Source organism: Shigella flexneri 2a str. 301 (assembly GCF_000006925.2).
In the GTDB taxonomy this organism is placed as follows: Bacteria; Pseudomonadota; Gammaproteobacteria; order Enterobacterales; family Enterobacteriaceae; genus ECMA0423.
Genome location: NC_004337.2, coordinates 2,831,476 through 2,848,547 on the forward strand (window position 1 = coordinate 2,831,476; position 17,072 = coordinate 2,848,547).

At 51.6% G+C, this 17,072-nt stretch carries 19 protein-coding genes, 1 pseudogene and 1 other annotated feature; of the genes and pseudogenes, 4 read left to right on the forward strand and 16 right to left on the reverse strand.

All coding sequences use genetic code 11. The features are described 5' to 3' along the window. The first annotated feature begins 201 nt into the window (after window positions 1-201). Window positions 202-1,465 (forward strand) — a mobile genetic element. Together SF2756 and SF2757 are read left to right on the forward strand one after the other, a co-directional pair. After that, a complete protein-coding gene (locus tag SF2756; RefSeq protein ID NP_708538.1) occupies window positions 266-568 on the forward strand; it encodes an insertion sequence element IS600 transposase in 303 nt (100 codons plus the stop codon). Its footprint overlaps the feature before it by 303 nt. Continuing rightward, a complete protein-coding gene (locus SF2757) occupies window positions 604-1,422 on the forward strand; it encodes an insertion sequence element IS600 protein (protein NP_708539.1) in 819 nt (272 codons plus the stop codon). (Lies within the feature at window positions 202-1,465.) Window positions 1,466-1,655: 190 nt before the next feature. On the opposite strand, the gene SF2758 is transcribed toward SF2757, so the two are convergent. Beyond that, entirely contained in the window at window positions 1,656-3,752 is a 2,097-nt protein-coding gene (locus SF2758) for a phage transposase (RefSeq protein ID NP_708540.2), read from the reverse strand. A 1-nt stretch (window position 3,753) separates the two neighbouring features. Then, the gene (locus SF2759) at window positions 3,754-4,005 is read right to left on the reverse strand and encodes a DNA-binding protein (protein NP_708541.1); all 252 of its coding nucleotides are present in this window, start codon (window positions 4,003-4,005) and stop codon (window positions 3,754-3,756) included. Window positions 4,006-4,169: 164 nt separating this feature from the next. Between SF2759 and SF2760 the strand changes: the two genes are divergently transcribed. Further along, window positions 4,170-4,733: a regulatory protein gene (locus SF2760; protein ID NP_708542.1), complete on the forward strand. Its 564-nt coding sequence runs from the start codon at window positions 4,170-4,172 to the stop codon at window positions 4,731-4,733. A 176-nt stretch (window positions 4,734-4,909) separates the two neighbouring features. Here SF2760 and SF2761 read toward each other — a convergent pair. Further along, window positions 4,910-5,953 (reverse strand): annotated as a pseudogene (locus SF2761). Then, entirely contained in the window at window positions 5,953-6,546 is a 594-nt protein-coding gene (gene padI, locus SF2762) for a phenylacrylic acid decarboxylase-like protein (protein NP_708544.1), read from the reverse strand. Before padI ends, SF2761 begins: the two are co-directional and overlap by 1 nt. A gap of 146 nt (window positions 6,547-6,692) precedes the next feature. Here padI and SF2763 point away from each other — a divergent pair, with 146 nt between their 5' ends. Further along, a complete protein-coding gene (locus tag SF2763) occupies window positions 6,693-7,100 on the forward strand; it encodes a transcriptional regulator (protein ID NP_708545.1) in 408 nt (135 codons plus the stop codon). A gap of 119 nt (window positions 7,101-7,219) precedes the next feature. Here the strand turns inward: SF2763 and SF2764 are convergent, their stop codons facing one another. The 12 genes from SF2764 to cysD form a co-directional block, all read right to left on the reverse strand. Then, window positions 7,220-8,248 carry an RNA polymerase sigma factor RpoS gene (locus SF2764; protein NP_708546.1) on the reverse strand — a complete coding sequence of 343 codons (1,029 nt, stop codon included), beginning with the start codon at window positions 8,246-8,248 and terminating at the stop codon, window positions 7,220-7,222. Between the two features lie 26 nt (window positions 8,249-8,274). After that, window positions 8,275-9,414, reverse strand: coding sequence for a lipoprotein NlpD (nlpD, locus tag SF2765; RefSeq protein NP_708547.2), 1,140 nt, complete (start codon window positions 9,412-9,414; stop codon window positions 8,275-8,277). 139 nt (window positions 9,415-9,553) lie between these two features. Next, window positions 9,554-10,180: a protein-L-isoaspartate O-methyltransferase gene (pcm, locus tag SF2766; protein ID NP_708548.1), complete on the reverse strand. Its 627-nt coding sequence runs from the start codon at window positions 10,178-10,180 to the stop codon at window positions 9,554-9,556. Further along, a complete protein-coding gene (surE, locus tag SF2767; protein ID NP_708549.2) occupies window positions 10,174-10,935 on the reverse strand; it encodes a 5'/3'-nucleotidase SurE in 762 nt (253 codons plus the stop codon). The genes pcm and surE overlap by 7 nt, the downstream gene beginning before the upstream one ends. Next, window positions 10,916-11,965, reverse strand: coding sequence for a tRNA pseudouridine synthase D (truD, locus tag SF2768; protein ID NP_708550.1), 1,050 nt, complete (start codon window positions 11,963-11,965; stop codon window positions 10,916-10,918). Before truD ends, surE begins: the two co-directional genes overlap by 20 nt. Further along, window positions 11,962-12,441, reverse strand: a complete 480-nt coding sequence (gene ispF, locus SF2769) for a 2-C-methyl-D-erythritol 2,4-cyclodiphosphate synthase (RefSeq protein NP_708551.1) — start codon at window positions 12,439-12,441, stop codon at window positions 11,962-11,964. The genes truD and ispF overlap by 4 nt, the downstream gene beginning before the upstream one ends. Next, on the reverse strand, window positions 12,441-13,151 hold the full coding sequence (gene ispD, locus SF2770; RefSeq protein NP_708552.1) for a 2-C-methyl-D-erythritol 4-phosphate cytidylyltransferase: 711 nt from the start codon (window positions 13,149-13,151) through the stop codon (window positions 12,441-12,443). Before ispD ends, ispF begins: the two co-directional genes overlap by 1 nt. A gap of 18 nt (window positions 13,152-13,169) precedes the next feature. Beyond that, on the reverse strand, window positions 13,170-13,481 hold the full coding sequence (gene ftsB, locus SF2771; RefSeq protein NP_708553.1) for a cell division protein FtsB: 312 nt from the start codon (window positions 13,479-13,481) through the stop codon (window positions 13,170-13,172). Between the two features lie 193 nt (window positions 13,482-13,674). Continuing rightward, window positions 13,675-13,998, reverse strand: a complete 324-nt coding sequence (gene ygbE / locus SF2772) for a hypothetical protein (protein NP_708554.1) — start codon at window positions 13,996-13,998, stop codon at window positions 13,675-13,677. Window positions 13,999-14,047: 49 nt separating this feature from the next. Continuing rightward, complete coding sequence (cysC, locus tag SF2773) at window positions 14,048-14,653, reverse strand: adenylyl-sulfate kinase (protein ID NP_708555.1); 606 nt, start codon at window positions 14,651-14,653, stop codon at window positions 14,048-14,050. Continuing rightward, window positions 14,653-16,080 carry a sulfate adenylyltransferase gene (gene cysN / locus SF2774; RefSeq protein ID NP_708556.1) on the reverse strand — a complete coding sequence of 476 codons (1,428 nt, stop codon included), beginning with the start codon at window positions 16,078-16,080 and terminating at the stop codon, window positions 14,653-14,655. The genes cysC and cysN overlap by 1 nt, the downstream gene beginning before the upstream one ends. Before the next feature lies 1 nt (window position 16,081). Continuing rightward, complete coding sequence (cysD, locus tag SF2775) at window positions 16,082-16,990, reverse strand: sulfate adenylyltransferase (RefSeq protein ID NP_708557.1); 909 nt, start codon at window positions 16,988-16,990, stop codon at window positions 16,082-16,084. Between the last annotated feature and the right edge of the window lie 82 nt (window positions 16,991-17,072).

A 17,072-nucleotide genomic window follows, 5' to 3' on the forward strand; every position in this document is an offset into this window, starting at 1 on the left:
CGCCGATGATTTTACCGGCGCGACGGATATCGCCAGTTTTCTGGTGGAAAACGGTCTACCAACGGTACAAATTAACGGTGTTCCAACAGGTAAAATGCCGGAAGCAATCGACGCACTGGTGATCAGCCTGAAAACGCGCTCCTGTCCGGTGGTTGAAGCCACACAGCAATCGCTGGCGGCTCTGAGCTGGTTGCAACAGCATGAGGTAGCCTGAGTTTAACGGACACTCCTTCCTGAAATAGAATGGCATCAGAAGGAGCTAATAATGAGCAGAAAAACCCAACGTTACTCTAAAGAGTTCAAAGCCGAAGCTGTCAGAACGGTTCTTGAAAATCAACTTTCGATCAGTGAAGGCGCTTCCCGATTATCTCTTCCTGAAGGCACTTTAGGACAATGGGTTACCGCCGCCAGAAAAGGGCTCGGTACTCCTGGTTCCCGCACGGTGGCTGAACTGGAATCTGAAATTCTGCAACTGCGTAAGGCGTTAAATGAAGCTCGCCTTGAGCGCGATATATTAAAAAAAGCAACAGCGTATTTTGCACAGGAGTCGCTGAAAAATACGCGTTAATCGAACAATGGCGACAACAATTTCCCATTGAAGCGATGTGTCAGGTATTTGGTGTATCCAGGAGCGGTTATTACAACTGGGTACAGCATGAACCCTCAGACAGAAAACAAAGTGATGAGCGGCTAAAACTGGAGATTAAGGTGGCACATATCCGCACTCGCGAAACATATGGAACCCGGCGGCTCCAGACGGAGCTGGCAGAGAATGGCATCATCGTTGGTCGTGACCGACTGGCACGTCTTCGTAAGGAGCTGAGGCTACGCTGTAAGCAGAAACGCAAGTTCAGAGCGACTACGAACCCGAACCACAATCTGCCAGTTGTGCCAAATCTGCTGAACCAGACGTTCGCTCCTACAGCACCAAATCAGGTCTGGGTGGCGGACCTGACGTATGTTGCCACACAGGAGGGATGGTTGTACCTCGCTGGCATCAAAGATGTTTATACGTGCGAAATTGTCGGCTACGCCATGGGAGAGCGCATGACAAAAGAGCTGACAGGTAAAGCCCTGTTTATGGCGCTCAGGAGCCAGCGCCCACCTGCCGGGCTAATCCACCACTCTGATCGAGGTTCACAGTACTGCGCATACGATTACCGGGTCATACAGGAGCAGTTTGGTCTGAAAACATCAATGTCGCGTAAAGGTAACTGTTACGACAACGCTCCGATGGAAAGCTTCTGGGGAACGCTGAAAAATGAGAGCCTGAGCCACTATCGTTTTAATAACCGGGATGAAGCCATCTCAGTAATACGGGAATACATTGAGATTTTCTACAATCGTCAGCGTCGTCACTCTCGTCTGGGGAATATCTCCCCGGCAGCCTTCAGGGAAAAATATCATCAGATGACTGCTTAAAAAAAGAACAAATGGTAGTGTCCGCTATTGCCAGTACACCTCAAATATCTCCCCGGCAGCCTTCAGGGAAAAATATCATCAGATGGCTGCTTAAAAAAAGAACAAATGGTAGTGTCCGCTATTGCCAGTACACCTCAAACATCATCAATATCAGTCATAGTATTTCCTCGGTTATTTCAAATCAGCTTTGTTTCCTTTATTTAACAGTCCGTTCCCGCGGACTGTTTTTTTATTCAGGCCAGCGGATCATCTTCTTCCTGCATGGCAAAAAGTTTTTGCATCCCCAGCCGGAAATCGCGTTCAAATTCTTCGTCATGCTCTTCTTCATATTCCGGTTGCTGAACTGCCACCACATTACCAACCGGGCGATAAACATTACTCAGCCAGGGTTCAGCCTGTTTGTGTTCCAGAATCTGAATACCTTCATCTTCAGCATCACGAATTTTTTCCTCAGCGCGTTTGCGCATTCCTTTAATACGCTGCTGTTGTTTGTGATATTCAGCACTGACAGCAAAGGCTGCGCGTTTATTGCCGTTCCATATCGCCTCACAGATAAAGCTGCCGTCCTTGCGACGTACCGTAATTCGCTCGGCGTCATGAATGTCATAACTGATAAGCACTTTGCGACCGTGTTCGTCACGCAACTCCGGCGCGTAGTAAATATTGTTCAGCCACTGAATTTCGCAGCGTCTTACCGGTCGTTCCACCATTGGGCGGAACATGTCGCGCAGCTCAAGATCACTCAGCCACTCAATTTCGGTGTCTTCTTCTGCCTGGCGTTTTTTTCTGAACTCTGTCGGGCTGTAATGCCGTCCGTTCGGTTTCATCGGCAGCTCAGAATGCGGGCGGTTGTTGTACCATTCCACGCCTTCACGAATAGCCTCAATAAGCTCCGCCCACGATGGCAGCTCGCGCATTGCCGCTTTCTGGCGGTCGTTCAGAGGCTTGTCCTGTTGCAGGGCGTTAAACGCTGAACGCAGATCACGGTTAAGTACACGCAACGATTCCCGGTCAGCACCCTTGCCAAAATAGGTGCGATACCTCCTGGCTATACGCATCGGCAGTGTCCGGTTCAGGCGTTCAATAATGCCGCGTCCCTGTGGATTACCGGCAATACCGGTAGGGTGTTTAATCCCCAGGCGTGGCAGAATACCCACGACCTCTTTGTCCAGCATGTCAGCCGTTTCACCGGAACCGTTATCCGAGTAATACAGGAACGGTTTTCCGTGGTTGCGAATGCCGTGCTGTATCGCACCGGCAACGGCGAACACGTTTTCGGCAAGGTCAAGACTCCAGCCAACAACAAACCGTGTTCCACCATCGATCACAAACGTGACTTCCGGTGAGAATGGACGCCCGTGGATCGGATGCGCACATTTCAGCTTCATACCGTGACCGTCACCAATCCAGACATAATTCACCGGCATAGCTGTCCAGTCGCGGCGGGTGAATCCTTCAAGCTGACGGTATTCACTGCCGGTAACGCGCCCTTTTTGTTTCACCACTTCCGGCAGTTTTTTCATGGCATACCGGACAACATCATAGGAAGGCATCACCTCCAGCATGTACGGTTCGTCCGCATGGCGACGCTGCCATTCTGCGACAAAATCCTCGTAGGCTTCTGACATGGGTCTGCCGTTCACCTGGCGATACTGCGCCAGAAATTCAGGCAGCCAGCTGATTTCTTCCGGTTTTATTTCGTCGCGTTTTCCCGGTGCCAGTAACAGCAGCCGTTCGGCGGCGTTCTGCGACTGGTTGTATTTCAGAACCCACTGGTAAAGTGGATCGCGGCTGATAGTACGATTAGCGCCACGTTTTGCATTGGCGTTAACTGCGGCCTGTTGCAGGCGCTCCGGCAGCTCACCTTTACGGGCTTTTTCAACAAGAAAGTTAATGGCTTTCAGTCGCCCGGGGTTACCGGCGCTTTCCAGCTTCAGCACTTCCACCACCAGCGCAGCTCTTGCTTCAGATACCCAGCGCTGGTTTTCGGTCAGCGCATTCAGGCGTTCTTCCATCAGTTGTGGAGAACCGCGATATGCTTCGATTGCCTGGACAGCGTCAGGATTGCGTGTTTTTCTGGTAACAGCTTTCACTTCAGAAACATTGTTCTCTGTAGCCACCAGCTGTTCCACATAGCGTTCACGCAGTGCCTTTCGTGTTATTTCAGGCAGACAATCAATGTGGTACTCAATGGCTTTTGTGCCTTCCCGACGGCGACTAACGTCACCAAGATCACGAGAAAAACGCTGTAACGCCTGTCGGATGCCTTTTGTGGTGGCTGGCATTCCTGGTACGCCGAGCAGGTCATTTACGGTAACGTACGACTGCATATCACGACGCCTTCCTGATAAATCCATCGTTACGATACCGGCTGGGCCAGATGATTTCTGGCGGTACACCTATAGCGTCAGAAATTACGCGTTCGTATTTTTTGTTTGGTGTGCGAACTACCGCTTTCAGTGAATCCTGAGCATAACCAGCATGGAGTGAAAGCTCCCGGAAGGAAGACCACCCGTTATCTTTGAGCGCCAGCTGAATCTTCAGCGAAGGCCAATCGCGGTCACTATCTTCTCTTTGTCTCATCTTTCCTTTAACCTACAAAATTACCCGCGCGGATATCCGGTCGGATATCCGTATGGATAAAGATTAAGATACCAAAGACTCCCTGCAAAGGGCTCTTTGGTGTTTTTATGATTTATTTTTTAATTTTATTATTTATCAATGAATTAGATAGAAAGGAACCAAGAATGAGAAAAGCACCCCAAGGTTCTTTTCCTGCCGATGGAAAAGAACCGATTATCGAAAGAATCTTTAGGTTAGTAGAACGATACCCTTCAAGAAATGCGGCTGCTCGGGCATGGGGGATCAATGAAGGCACTTTAAAAAATTATTACAACAGGCGGGATTACGCACCGATACCACGCCCGTATCAGTTAAAAAAGATAGCAGAAAGCGAAAATGTTACCTTGGAATGGCTCATGACGGGAGAGGGTGATGTTGAACTAAAAGATTCCAAAGAACCCAAAAAAGAGAATGCGGATAATGTTGATGCTCAAATTCTAATGTTCTTGTCATTTCTTAAACCACAAGAAAAACAACAAGTAGCTGATGTTCTTGGGAGAAAAGGAGCGGAGCAATTACTCATTCTTCTGGATGAGCACATCCAAGAGTTGCACGCTCTAGTTGGAGTTCGTAGAGCCATAGCGTTAAGCCTTGGTAATTTGCCAGACGAAAAGGTTAGAGAGATTTACGCGTTGTCCGAAGCTAAGGGCGATCACTTAAATCTACCTCAGAAAGCAGCCAGCGCATAACCCAGTGCAAGTGCCTAGCTGTGCTAAAATTACATTGGTTTTGGCGCTTGCACCCATCAGCGCTATAATAAACACCTGAATCGTTTTTGAACGGTCTTTAAAGGCTATTGTAAGAACCTGTGAGTTATCTTGAATGTTTTATTGATATCGAACCGTTTAACATTTTTGGACTCGCTTTATCTTGAAAACCTTGAGTTCCTAACTTGTTGATTCCAATCTATTCCCGTCTTTTTTAATCTCTTCCCGGTTATCTTGAATAAATTACCTAGTCATAGGTAGTCGATTTCGGTCCACGGCATACCGAGATAGAGTGATTCGAAAATCGGTTTGCTGCGATAAGAGACTTTATCGATGCGCACCACGGTCATGTTGCGCCCACCGGAGTAGTGCCCGGTAAACTCACCGAACGGCCCTTCGATTTCGCGTTTACGGCTTTCGATAACCCCTTCGAGGATCACTTCTGAACCCCACGGCACATCAAAACCGGTCAGCGGAGCGGTGGCGATCGGGTACGGGCTTTCACGCAGCGCGCCTGCCATTTCATACTCAGACTGATCGTATTTCAGCGGCGTGGCCCCCATCAGCGTGATGATCGGATCGTTACCGAGCGTGATCGCAATCGGCAGATCTTCACCGCGCTCTTCTGCTTTATGCAGATGCAGGGCGATATCGTGCATCGGCACCGGTTGCAGGCCGAGCTTACGCTTGCCCTTCACTTCCATGCGGTAGATGCCGACGTTCTGCTTGCCGAAGTTATCCGGGTCGAGCGGATCGCGGGAAACCACGCACGCTTTGTCGAGATAGAAACCGCCATCGCCATCATTCAGACGAAACAGCGGCAGAATATCGAACAGGTTGATCTCTTCGCCATCGACGGTGTTCTGCGCCCAGGCTGGATTGGCGCGGCGCTCCGGGGCAATCGGGAAGTTATCCCAGCGGCGGATAAACTCATCAATCTGCTTTTTGACCGGGGTGTTTGGTGGCAGGCCAAGGGAAATCGCGTGGTTCTGCCAGGAACCGATGGTATTCATCGCCACGCGGGCATCGGTAAAGCCGCGAATATTATCAAACCACAGCGCGGGCGCGCCGTCGCCGATACGCCCGGTGGCGTTAGCTGCTGCTGCCAGATCCGGCTCAGCGTTCACTTCTTCGCTGATTTTCAGTAACTGGCCGTGGTCATCAAGCGCCTGTAAAAAGCTGCGTAAATCATCAAATGCCATTATTCATTCTCCTGAGAAAAATTCCGGGCCTGCGGCAATCCTTGCCAGCGCCTGGCGTGGGGATGTTCGAGGCCAAATTGATCCAGCACGCGGGCTACCACATGGTGGACAATGTCATCTACCGTTTCGGGATGGTTATAAAAGGCAGGCATCGGCGGCACCATCGCCACGCCCATGCGTGAAAGTGCGAGCATATTTTCGAGATGGATGGTGCTAAGCGGCATTTCACGCGGCACCAGCACCAGTTTGCGGCCTTCTTTGAGCACGACGTCCGCCGCGCGCCCTACCAGGCCATCGGCGTAACCAGCGCGGATACCGGCGAGCGTTTTCATACTGCACGGAATAACGATCATGCCGTCGGTACGAAAAGAACCGGATGAGATGATCGCCGCCTGATCCGCCGGGTTATGGCTGAAGTCTGCGAGGGCAGCAACATCGCGAGCGCTGTAAGGCGTTTCCAGTTCAATGGTGGTTTTCGCCCACTTCGACATCACCAGATGAGTCTCGACATTCGGCATCTCACGCAGCGCTTGCAGTAATGCCACACCAAGAGGCGCACCGGTAGCCCCTGTCATCCCGACGATCAGTTTCATTGCTTATTCTCTTAATTATTCGTATACGAACGTTATTATTAACATACTCCTTCATTTCCACAGCGGCAAGGATTGAAAAGTAACAACATCTTCTTCGTCACTAAAAAACCGCTATGATAGCGACAGAGAATTAGCCCGGAGTTTACATGGCGTTACGAAATAAAGCGTTCCATCAGTTACGACAGCTTTTTCAGCAGCACACGGCTCGCTGGCAGCACGAGTTACCTGACCTGACCAAACCACAGTACGCGGTGATGCGCGCCATTGCTGATAAACCTGGTATTGAACAGGTGGCACTGATAGAAGCAGCAGTCAGCACCAAAGCAACGCTAGCAGAAATGTTGGCAAGAATGGAAAATCGTGGCTTAGTCAGACGTGAACATGACGTCGCTGACAAGCGGCGACGCTTTGTCTGGCTGACTGCCGAAGGAGAAAAGCTACTTGCTGCGGCGATACCTATTGGTGACAGCGTGGATGAGGAATTTTTGGGGCGTTTGAGTGGAGAAGAGCAGGAGCTGTTTATGCAGTTGGTGCGCAAGATGATGAGCACATAGAATGCTGATTGCCGGGTAGGACGCTGACGTGTCTTATCCAGGCGACAAAAACACAAGCTTCCCAAACAAAAGAAAAAGGCCAGCCTCGCTTGAGACTGGCCTTTCTGACAGATGCTTACTTACTTGCGGAACAGCGCTTCGATATTCAGCCCCTGCGTTTGCAGGATTTCGCGCAAACGGCGCAGGCCTTCAACCTGAATCTGGCGAACACGTTCACGGGTGAGGCCAATTTCACGACCTACATCTTCCAGTGTTGCCGCTTCATACCCCAGCAAACCGAATCGACGTGCCAGTACTTCACGCTGTTTGGCGTTCAGCTCGAACAGCCATTTGACGATGCTCTGCTTCATATCGTCATCTTGCGTGGTATCTTCCGGACCGTTCTCTTTTTCATCGGCCAGGATGTCCAGCAACGCTTTTTCGGAATCACCACCCAGCGGGGTGTCTACCGAGGTAATGCGCTCGTTAAGACGAAGCATACGGCTGACGTCATCAACTGGCTTATCCAGTTGCTCTGCGATCTCTTCCGCACTTGGTTCATGGTCCAGCTTATGGGACAACTCACGTGCGGTTCGCAGGTAAACGTTCAGCTCCTTTACGATGTGAATCGGCAAACGAATAGTACGGGTTTGGTTCATAATCGCCCGTTCAATCGTCTGGCGAATCCACCAGGTTGCGTATGTTGAGAAGCGGAAACCACGTTCCGGGTCAAACTTCTCTACCGCGCGGATCAGCCCCAAGTTGCCCTCTTCGATAAGGTCCAGCAACGCCAGACCACGATTGCCATAACGGCGGGCAATTTTTACCACCAGACGCAAGTTACTCTCGATCATCCGGCGGCGAGAGGCGACATCTCCACGCAGTGCGCGACGCGCAAAATAAACTTCTTCTTCGGCCGTTAACAGTGGTGAATAACCAATCTCACCAAGGTAAAGCTGAGTCGCGTCCAACACACGCTGTGTGGCTCCCTGCGATAACAGTTCCTCTTCGGCCAAATCGTTATCACTGGGTTCCTCTTCTACTAAGGCCTTTTCGTCAAAAACCTCAACTCCGTTCTCATCAAATTCCGCATCTTCATTTAAATCATGAACTTTCAGCGTATTCTGACTCATAAGGTGGCTCCTACCCGTGATCCCTTGACGGAACATTCAAGCAAAAGCCTGGTTCCGCCGATTTATCGCTGCGGCAAATAACGCAGCGGGTTTACGGATTTCCCCTTGTAACGAATTTCAAAATGCAAGCGTGTTGAACTGGTTCCGGTGCTACCCATGGTTGCTATTTTTTGCCCCGCCTTCACTTCTTGTTGTTCCCGGACCAGCATTGTGTCGTTATGGGCGTAGGCACTCAGGTAATCATCATTATGTTTGATGATAATCAGATTACCGTAGCCGCGCAGCGCGTTACCAGCATAAACAACGCGGCCATCTGCGGTCGCGATAATTGCCTGTCCTTTGCTGCCTGCGATATCAATCCCCTTGTTGCCCCCCTCAGAAGCGCCAAAGGTTTCGATCACTTTGCCCTCAGTCGGCCAGCGCCAGGTGGAGATAGGCGTACTGGTTGATGTACTGCTGACAGTCGGCTCGGTTGTGCTTGCTGTTGGTACCGTTACAGGCGCTGTGACCGTGGTCGCAGTTGGCTTGTTGTTCGGCAACATTTTGTTAGCACTCTGTTCACCCGAAGACTCAGAATACGTAATTGTCGGTTGCGACGCAACAGCAACGGTGGAATTTTGTGCAGGCTTGATCACAACTCCTTGCTCTGCTGCGTCGGCCTGGGTAATGGCATTTCCGCCAGTGATTGGCGTACCGGAAGCATTACCCACCTGCAAGGTCTGACCAACGTTCAGCGCGTATGGTGCCTGAATATTGTTGCGCTGAGCAAGGTCACGGAAATCGTTGCCAGTAATCCAGGCGATATAGAAAAGTGTGTCGCCTTTTTTCACGGTATAGGTACTGCCGCTATAACTGCCTTTCGGAATGTTCCCATACTGACGGTTATAGACGATGCGTCCGTTTTCCATCTGTACCGGCTGCTGAGCTACTGGCTGCACTGGCTGGATTTGCGGTTGTTGAGTAGCCTGAATTTGTGGCTGCTGTACCGGCTGAATTTGCGGTTGCTGCGCTGTAGACGTCGTCCCCATTTTCGGCGGCGGCGTAATCAACATACCAGAATTAGTATTTGCAGGCGCATTGCCATTAACGGAGCTGACCGGTGCCGGTGGATTTGAAGTGTCAGAACAGCCTGCCAGCCATAGCGAAACCAGTGACAAAGCCGCAATGCGGCGAACGGTGAATTTTGGGCTTCCCGCGCTCATTTATCCCCCAGGAAAAATTGGTTAATAACCAGTGACATAATTACCGTGCAAGGCACCCTACTGAACACTGGAAAAGATGTTCACGATACGCTGACCTACGGCAAAATAACCAGGAAAAATCCAGGTATTTCCTCACGTTTTAAGCCAGCTCACCCTTCACTAAAGGGACAAAGCGCACGGCCTCCACGGTATCGATAATAAATTCGCCTCCCCGACGACGCACCCGTTTCAAATACTGGTGCTCCTCCCCTACGGGTAAGACGAGAATCCCGCCTTCGTCCAGCTGCGTCATTAGCGCAGTTGGAATTTCCGGCGGTGCCGCCGTAACAATGATAGCGTCAAACGGCGCACGTGCCTGCCAACCTTGCCATCCATCACCATGACGGGTTGAAACATTATGTAAATCAAGATTTTTCAGGCGGCGACGTGCCTGCCACTGCAAGCCTTTAATCCGTTCAACCGAGCAAACATGCTGGACAAGATGCGCCAGGATTGCCGTTTGATATCCCGAACCAGTGCCAGTTTCCAGCACCCGCGACTGCGGCGTCAGCTCGAGTAATTCGGTCATTCGCGCCACCATATACGGCTGCGAAATTGTCTGCCCCTGACCTATCGGCAAGGCGATATTGTCCCAGGCTTTTTGTTCAAACGCTTCATCAACGAATTTTTCACGCGGCACGGCGGCAAGTGCATTCAGCACCTGCTCATCCTGAATACCTTGCGCACGTAATTGATCCAGAAGTGCTTGTACGCGTCTGCTTACCATTGCGTGCCAACTCCCACGCTGTTTAACCAGTCTGAAACCACATCTTGCGCGCTATGCGCAGTTAAATCCACATGCAGCGGCGTGATGGAGACATAGCCCTCATCTACCGCAGCAAAATCGGTCCCCGGACCGGCATCACATTTACCGCCCGGCGGGCCAATCCAGTACAGCGTATTGCCGCGCGGATCTTGCTGCGGGATCACCTGATCTGCCGGATGTCGTGTACCGCAGCGCGTCACGCGAATACCTTTGATTTGATCCAAGGGTAAATCCTGAACGTTAATATTAAGAATACGTCCGGTGCGCAGCGGCTCTTTACACAGTGCGCGCAAAATTGAACAGGTTACCGCCGCGGCAGTGTCGTAATGTTTATGCCCGTCAAGCGAGACGGCCAGCGCCGGAAAACCTAAATGACGGCCTTCCATCGCGGCGGCTACCGTACCGGAATAAATAACATCATCCCCCAGATTCGGCCCGGCGTTAATTCCGGACACAACAATGTCCGGGCGCGGACGCATCAGAGCATTCACGCCAAGATAGACACAATCGGTCGGGGTTCCCATTTGCACAGCAATATCACCATTTTCAAAGGTAAACGTGCGCAGGGAGGATTCCAGTGTCAGAGAATTTGAAGCGCCGCTGCGGTTACGATCGGGGGCGACCACCTGAACGTCAGCAAACTCACGCAAGGCTTTCGCCAGCGTTTGTATACCGGGTGCATGTACCCCGTCATAATTACTCAGCAATATGCGCATAATCACCTGTTGTGTTGATAAGTTCCCTGACAACGCTGGTTGCAAAACTACCCGCCGGAAGCCAGAAACGGATCTCTACGGTGACGTCATCCCACCAGTTCCAGCTTAATTGTTGCGGATACAGCAGCATCGCTCTGCGCGCGGCTTCAACTTTTTCGCGCACCAGTAAAGCTTGTAATTCAGTTTCTGCGGCGACAGCTGCTTGTTCGAATGCCAGCGCTTCACGCTGAGTTCCCCATTCGCCACTGCCCGGCAATGCGGCGGTTATCATCAGCTCTTTATCGTTGACGCGACGCTGTAATTCCGCCAGTTCTTCGGTGGTTGCTACAAACCAGCTACCACGTCCGGCTAATTGTAGCGCATCGCCGTCAACAACTTGATTAACGTCTGCTTTTTTGAGGCGCTCAGCAACAATCTGATTAAACAACGCACTGCGGGCTGCCGACAACCAAAAACTCCGTTTATTGCGATCGCGCACCGGAGTATTGGTTTGCGCCCAGCGCAGCGCGCCCTGCAAGTTGCTACCGCCAATCCCAAAACGTTGGGCACCGAAGTAGTTCGGTACACCTTTTACGCAAATATCGATCAGACGTTGTTCAACGTCATCGCGATTGCTCACTTCGCGCAGAACCAGGGTAAAGGCGTTACCTTTCAGCGCCCCTAAACGCAGCTTGCGCTTGTGCCGCGCATACTCCAGCACCTGGCAGCCTTCCAGTTGAAAGGCGCTCAGATCGGGCATTTCCTTGCCCGGCACGCGAGCACATAACCACTGTTCCGTTACAGCATGTTTGTCTTTTTGCCCAGCGAAGCTGACTTCACGGGAATGAATTTTCAGGAATTTCGCCAGTGCATCCGCCACAAAACGGGTATTGCAGCCGTTTTTGAGGATTCTAACCAGAATATGCTCACCTTCACCATCAGGCTCAAAGCCCAAATCTTCCACCACCACAAAGTCTTCCGGATTGGCTTTCAGCAGCCCGGTGCCTTGCGGTTTACCGTGGAGGTAAGTGAGATTATCAAACTCAATCATTTTGTTGCCTTAATGAGTAGCGCCACCGCTTCACAGGCAATCCCTTCCCCACGTCCGGTAAATCCAAGTTTTTCCGTAGTAGTGGCTTTCACGTTAACATCATCCATATGGCAGCCGAGATCTTCGGCAATAAACACGCGCATTTGTGGAATGTGCGGCAACATCTTCGGTGCCTGAGCGATGATAGTGACATCGACGTTGCCAAGGGTATAACCCTTCGCCTGAATACGACGCCAGGCTTCGCGTAGCAGCTCGCGGCTGTCGGCACCTTTAAATGCCGGATCGGTATCCGGGAACAGTTTGCCGATATCCCCCAGCGCCGCCGCGCCAAGCAATGCATCGGTCAACGCATGAAGCGCCACGTCGCCATCAGAATGCGCCAGCAATCCTTTTTCGTAAGGAATGCGTACGCCACCAATGATAATTGGGCCTTCACCGCCAAAGGCGTGTACGTCAAAACCGTGTCCAATTCGCATTATGTATTCTCCTGATGGATGGTTCGGGTGAGGTAAAACTCGGCCAGTGCCAAATCTTCCGGGCGCGTGACTTTAATGTTATCCGCGCGGCCTTCGACCAACTGCGGATGAAATCCGCAATATTCCAGCGCCGAGGCTTCGTCGGTAATGGTAGCGCCTTCATTTAGAGCGCGCGTCAGACAGTCATGTAACAGCTCACGAGGGAAAAATTGCGGCGTCAGCGCGTGCCATAAGCCGTTGCGATCAACGGTATGAGCAATGGCATTTTTGCCCGGTTCGGCACGTTTCATAGTATCGCGCACTGGTGCGGCGAGGATCCCTCCCGTGCGGCTGGTTTCGCTCAACGCCAACAATCGCGCAAGGTCATCCTGATGCAAACAAGGACGAGCGGCGTCATGCACCAATACCCACTGCACATCGCCAGCGGCTTTCAGACCTGCCAGCACGGAATCGGCACGCTCATCACCGCCATCTACAACGGTGATTTGCGGATGATTCGCCAGAGGAAGTTGTGCAAAACGGCTATCGCCAGGACTTATGGCAATGACGACACGTGTCACCCGGGGATGCGCCAGCAGCGCATGCACCGAGTGTTCAAGAATGGTTTGATTACCGATTGAGAGATATTGCTTAGGACATTCCGTTTGCATTCGACGGCCAAATCCGGCCGCCGGAACCACGGCGCAAACATCCAAATGAGTGGTTGCCATGTTAATTCCCGGGCTGATTTATCGATTGTTTTGCCCCGCAGACTGTGCGCGCTTCGACGCGTCAGGCACCAGACGATAAAAAGTTTCGCCCGGCCTGGTCATGCTGAGTTCATTACGCGCACGCTCTTCGAGCGCCTCCTGGCCGCCATTGAGATCGTCAATTTCGGCAAAAAGTTGATCGTTTCGCGCTTTAAGTTTCGCGTTTGTAGCTTGCAGTGCCGCCACATCATCATTGACGCGGGTATAGTCATGTATACCGTTCTTACCGAACCACAGCGAATACTGTAGCCAGACCAGAATAGCCAGCAACAGCAGCGTTAGTTTACCCATCCTGCCCCCTGAAAAACTGCATCATCATCCCATGCATCCGAAGACGACTCTACATCCTCTGTTGGGGATACCGCGACAACGCGGGCAAATGTACCACATTTGTCCATTGTTACGTATACCCAGGGCGTGCAGAACATAATCTCATTATTAGTTACGGTTTGAATTATGAACAGAGGAGACAAGAAAGTACAAATTAGCCCAGTAGCCACATAAACAGTGCGCCAAACATAATGCCTACTGTCACCAGGGTGAAAACAATACTGTAGCGTAGCTTTCCGTCCATCAATGAATGCAGCGCAATCCCCACCACTACCGCGACAGGCATCAGTGCCAGAAAGAAAGGCCAGGTGTAGAGAAAGAAGAACAGCGTGTTAGAGCCATAAATCAACATCGGCATCGCCAGCGCAAATAACCAGGAGATAAAACCGACCACGGCACCAGGCAGTGACCATGTAGTTTCTTCATCCTCAGTAAGGCTGTCGTTATTTGTTAGTGTAATGTTATGGCTATTACGCATATTTGATCCTGTTACTTTGACGAACCGGGCATGGAAACCCGGTGGTGTCTCAGGATCTGATAATATCGTTCTGTCTCAACAGATCTAATAATTGCTGTACCAAATTTGTTACTAATTGTTCACCATTGAGATGAATTTCTGCCGATTCAGGCGCTTCGTAAACGGAATCTATTCCCGTAAAGTTGCGCAGTTCACCGGCACGCGCTTTCTTATATAAGCCTTTTGGATCGCGGGCTTCGCAAATCGCCAGCGGCGTATCGACAAACACTTCAATAAAGCGCCCTTCTCCTACGCGTTCGCGAACCATCTGGCGTTCGGCGCGGTGTGGCGAGATAAATGCGGTCAGCACCACCAGTCCGGCTTCAACCATCAAATTCGCCACTTCACCGACGCGACGGATATTCTCTTTACGATCGGCATCGCTAAAACCGAGATCGCTGCATAATCCGTGGCGAACATTGTCGCCATCCAGCAGATACGTACTGACGCTGAGTTTATGTAACGCCTCCTCCAGCGCCCCGGCGACCGTTGATTTACCGGACCCGGAGAGGCCGGTAAACCACAGCACTACACCACGATGACCGTGGTGTAGTTCGCGTTGTTGCACAGTGACCGGATGACTATGCCAGACGACGTTTTCGTCATGCAGCGCCATTATTTATCCCCCAGCAAATCGCGCGCGCCCCAGTGCGGAAAGTGGCGACGAACCAGGGCATTCAATTCCAGTTCGAATGCACTGAATTCAGATGACGCAGCTGTTGCCTGGCTAACTGGCTCGTGCACCATACCGGCACCCACGGTCACATTGCTCAGGCGATCGATAAAAATCAGCCCACCGGTAACCGGATTTTGCTGATAGCGATCTAACACCAGTGGCTCGTCAAAAGTGAGATCCACCAGGCCGATGCCGTTCAGCGGCAGGTTTTCAACTTCGCGTTGGGTAAGGTTATTAATATCAACCTGATAACGAATGCCATCAACACGAGCACGCGTCTTCTTACCGGCAATTTTGATGTCATAACTCTGGCCCGGGGAAAGCGGCTGTTCCGCCATCCATACCACATCCACCGACGCACTCTGCACCGCCGGTAACGCTTCGTCTGCCGCCAGCAGCAGATCACCACGGCTGATATCGATCTCATCCGTCAGCACCAGGGTGATCGCTTCTCCGGCAAAGACTTCTTCGCGATCACCATCAAAAGTCACGATCCGCGCGACGTTTGATTCCACACCAGAGGGCAGCACTTTTACACGTTGCCCGACTTCCACGCGACCGGATGCCAGCATTCCGGCGTAGCCACGAAAATCGAGATTTGGGCGGTTAACGTACTGCACCGGGAAGCGCATTGGCTGGGCATCCACCACTCGCTGGATCTCCACGGTTTCCAGCACTTCGAGCAGTGTCAGACCGCTGTACCACGGCATACTTTCACTTTGCGAAGCCACGTTGTCACCTTCCAGTGCGGAGAGCGGCACAAAGCGGATATCCAGATTACCCGGCAGCTGCCCGGCAAAGGTCAGATAATCTTCACGAATACGGGTGAACGTCTCTTCACTGTAATCCACCAGATCCATTTTGTTGATCGCCACGACCAGATGTTTGATCCCCAACAGTGTGGAGATAAAACTGTGACGACGGGTTTGATCGAGCACGCCTTTACGGGCATCAATCAGTAAGATCGCCAGTTCACATGTCGATGCGCCAGTCGCCATATTGCGAGTGTACTGCTCGTGCCCTGGGGTGTCGGCGATAATAAATTTACGCTTCTCGGTAGAGAAATAGCGGTAGGCCACATCAATAGTGATGCCCTGTTCGCGCTCAGCTTGCAGGCCGTCCACCAGCAGAGCCAGATCCAGCTTTTCGCCCTGGGTGCCGTGACGCTTACTGTCGTTATGCAGCGATGAGAGCTGATCTTCGTAGATTTGGCGGGTATCGTGCAGCAGACGACCAATCAGGGTACTTTTGCCGTCATCGACGCTACCACAGGTCAGAAAACGCAGCAGGCTTTTATGTTGTTGCGCAATCATCCAGGCTTCGACGCCGCCTTCATTGGCGATTTGTTGTGCAAGTACGGTGTTCATCTTAAAAATACCCCTGACGTTTTTTCAGCTCCATGGATCCCGCCTGGTCGCGGTCAATCACGCGACCCTGACGTTCACTGGTGGTGGAAACCAGCATCTCTTCGATGATTTCCGGCAGTGTTTGTGCATTTGACTCCACCGCACCGGTCAGCGGCCAGCAGCCCAGCGTACGGAAACGCACCATCCGTTTTTTGATCACTTCGCCCGGTTGCAGGTCGATACGGTTGTCATCAATCATCATCAACATACCGTCGCGTTCCAGAACCGGACGTTCCGCAGCGAGATACAGCGGCACAATGTCGATATTTTCCAGCCAGATGTATTGCCAGATATCCTGCTCGGTCCAGTTAGAGAGCGGGAAGACGCGGATGCTTTCGCCTTTGTTAATTTGCCCGTTGTAGTTGTGCCACAGCTCCGGGCGCTGATTTTTCGGATCCCAGCGATGGAAGCGGTCACGGAAAGAGTAGATTCGCTCTTTAGCGCGGGATTTCTCTTCGTCACGGCGCGCACCACCGAAGGCGGCATCAAAACCGTATTTGTTCAGCGCCTGTTTCAGGCCTTCAGTTTTCATAATATCGGTATGTTTCGCGCTGCCGTGCACGAATGGATTAATCCCCATCGCCACGCCTTCCGGGTTTTTATGCACCAGCAGCTCGCAGCCGTAGGCTTTCGCCGTACGATCGCGGAACTCATACATCTCGCGGAATTTCCAGCCGGTATCGACATGCAGCAACGGGAAAGGCAGCGTACCTGGATAAAACGCCTTGCGCGCCAGATGCAGCATGACGCTGGAATCTTTACCGATAGAGTAGAGCATCACCGGATTTGAGAATTCTGCCGCCACCTCGCGAATAATGTGGATGCTTTCCGCCTCCAGTTGCCGCAGGTGAGTAAGTCGTTTTTGAGCCATAACCGTTCCTTTGCAATACCGCTATTTTCTTGCCATCAGATGTTTCGACTATAGGGAGCGTAAGAGAACGAATGAAATTACC

Excerpts from the sequence above, each read along its gene's own strand:
- SF2756 (NP_708538.1), top strand. The coding sequence starts at position 266 with ATGAGCAGAAAAACCCAACGTTACTCTAAAGAGTTCAAAGCCGAAGCT.
- SF2757 (NP_708539.1), top strand. The coding sequence starts at position 604 with ATGTGTCAGGTATTTGGTGTATCCAGGAGCGGTTATTACAACTGGGTA.
- SF2758 (NP_708540.2), bottom strand. The coding sequence starts at position 3,752 with ATGCAGTCGTACGTTACCGTAAATGACCTGCTCGGCGTACCAGGAATG.
- SF2759 (NP_708541.1), bottom strand. The coding sequence starts at position 4,005 with ATGAGACAAAGAGAAGATAGTGACCGCGATTGGCCTTCGCTGAAGATT.
- SF2760 (NP_708542.1), top strand. The coding sequence starts at position 4,170 with ATGAGAAAAGCACCCCAAGGTTCTTTTCCTGCCGATGGAAAAGAACCG.
- padI (NP_708544.1), bottom strand. The coding sequence starts at position 6,546 with ATGAAACTGATCGTCGGGATGACAGGGGCTACCGGTGCGCCTCTTGGT.
- SF2763 (NP_708545.1), top strand. The coding sequence starts at position 6,693 with ATGGCGTTACGAAATAAAGCGTTCCATCAGTTACGACAGCTTTTTCAG.
- SF2764 (NP_708546.1), bottom strand. The coding sequence starts at position 8,248 with ATGTTCCGTCAAGGGATCACGGGTAGGAGCCACCTTATGAGTCAGAAT.
- nlpD (NP_708547.2), bottom strand. The coding sequence starts at position 9,414 with ATGAGCGCGGGAAGCCCAAAATTCACCGTTCGCCGCATTGCGGCTTTG.
- pcm (NP_708548.1), bottom strand. The coding sequence starts at position 10,180 with ATGGTAAGCAGACGCGTACAAGCACTTCTGGATCAATTACGTGCGCAA.
- surE (NP_708549.2), bottom strand. The coding sequence starts at position 10,935 with ATGCGCATATTGCTGAGTAATTATGACGGGGTACATGCACCCGGTATA.
- truD (NP_708550.1), bottom strand. The coding sequence starts at position 11,965 with ATGATTGAGTTTGATAATCTCACTTACCTCCACGGTAAACCGCAAGGC.
- ispF (NP_708551.1), bottom strand. The coding sequence starts at position 12,441 with ATGCGAATTGGACACGGTTTTGACGTACACGCCTTTGGCGGTGAAGGC.
- ispD (NP_708552.1), bottom strand. The coding sequence starts at position 13,151 with ATGGCAACCACTCATTTGGATGTTTGCGCCGTGGTTCCGGCGGCCGGA.
- ftsB (NP_708553.1), bottom strand. The coding sequence starts at position 13,481 with ATGGGTAAACTAACGCTGCTGTTGCTGGCTATTCTGGTCTGGCTACAG.
- ygbE (NP_708554.1), bottom strand. The coding sequence starts at position 13,998 with ATGCGTAATAGCCATAACATTACACTAACAAATAACGACAGCCTTACT.
- cysC (NP_708555.1), bottom strand. The coding sequence starts at position 14,653 with ATGGCGCTGCATGACGAAAACGTCGTCTGGCATAGTCATCCGGTCACT.
- cysN (NP_708556.1), bottom strand. The coding sequence starts at position 16,080 with ATGAACACCGTACTTGCACAACAAATCGCCAATGAAGGCGGCGTCGAA.
- cysD (NP_708557.1), bottom strand. The coding sequence starts at position 16,990 with ATGGCTCAAAAACGACTTACTCACCTGCGGCAACTGGAGGCGGAAAGC.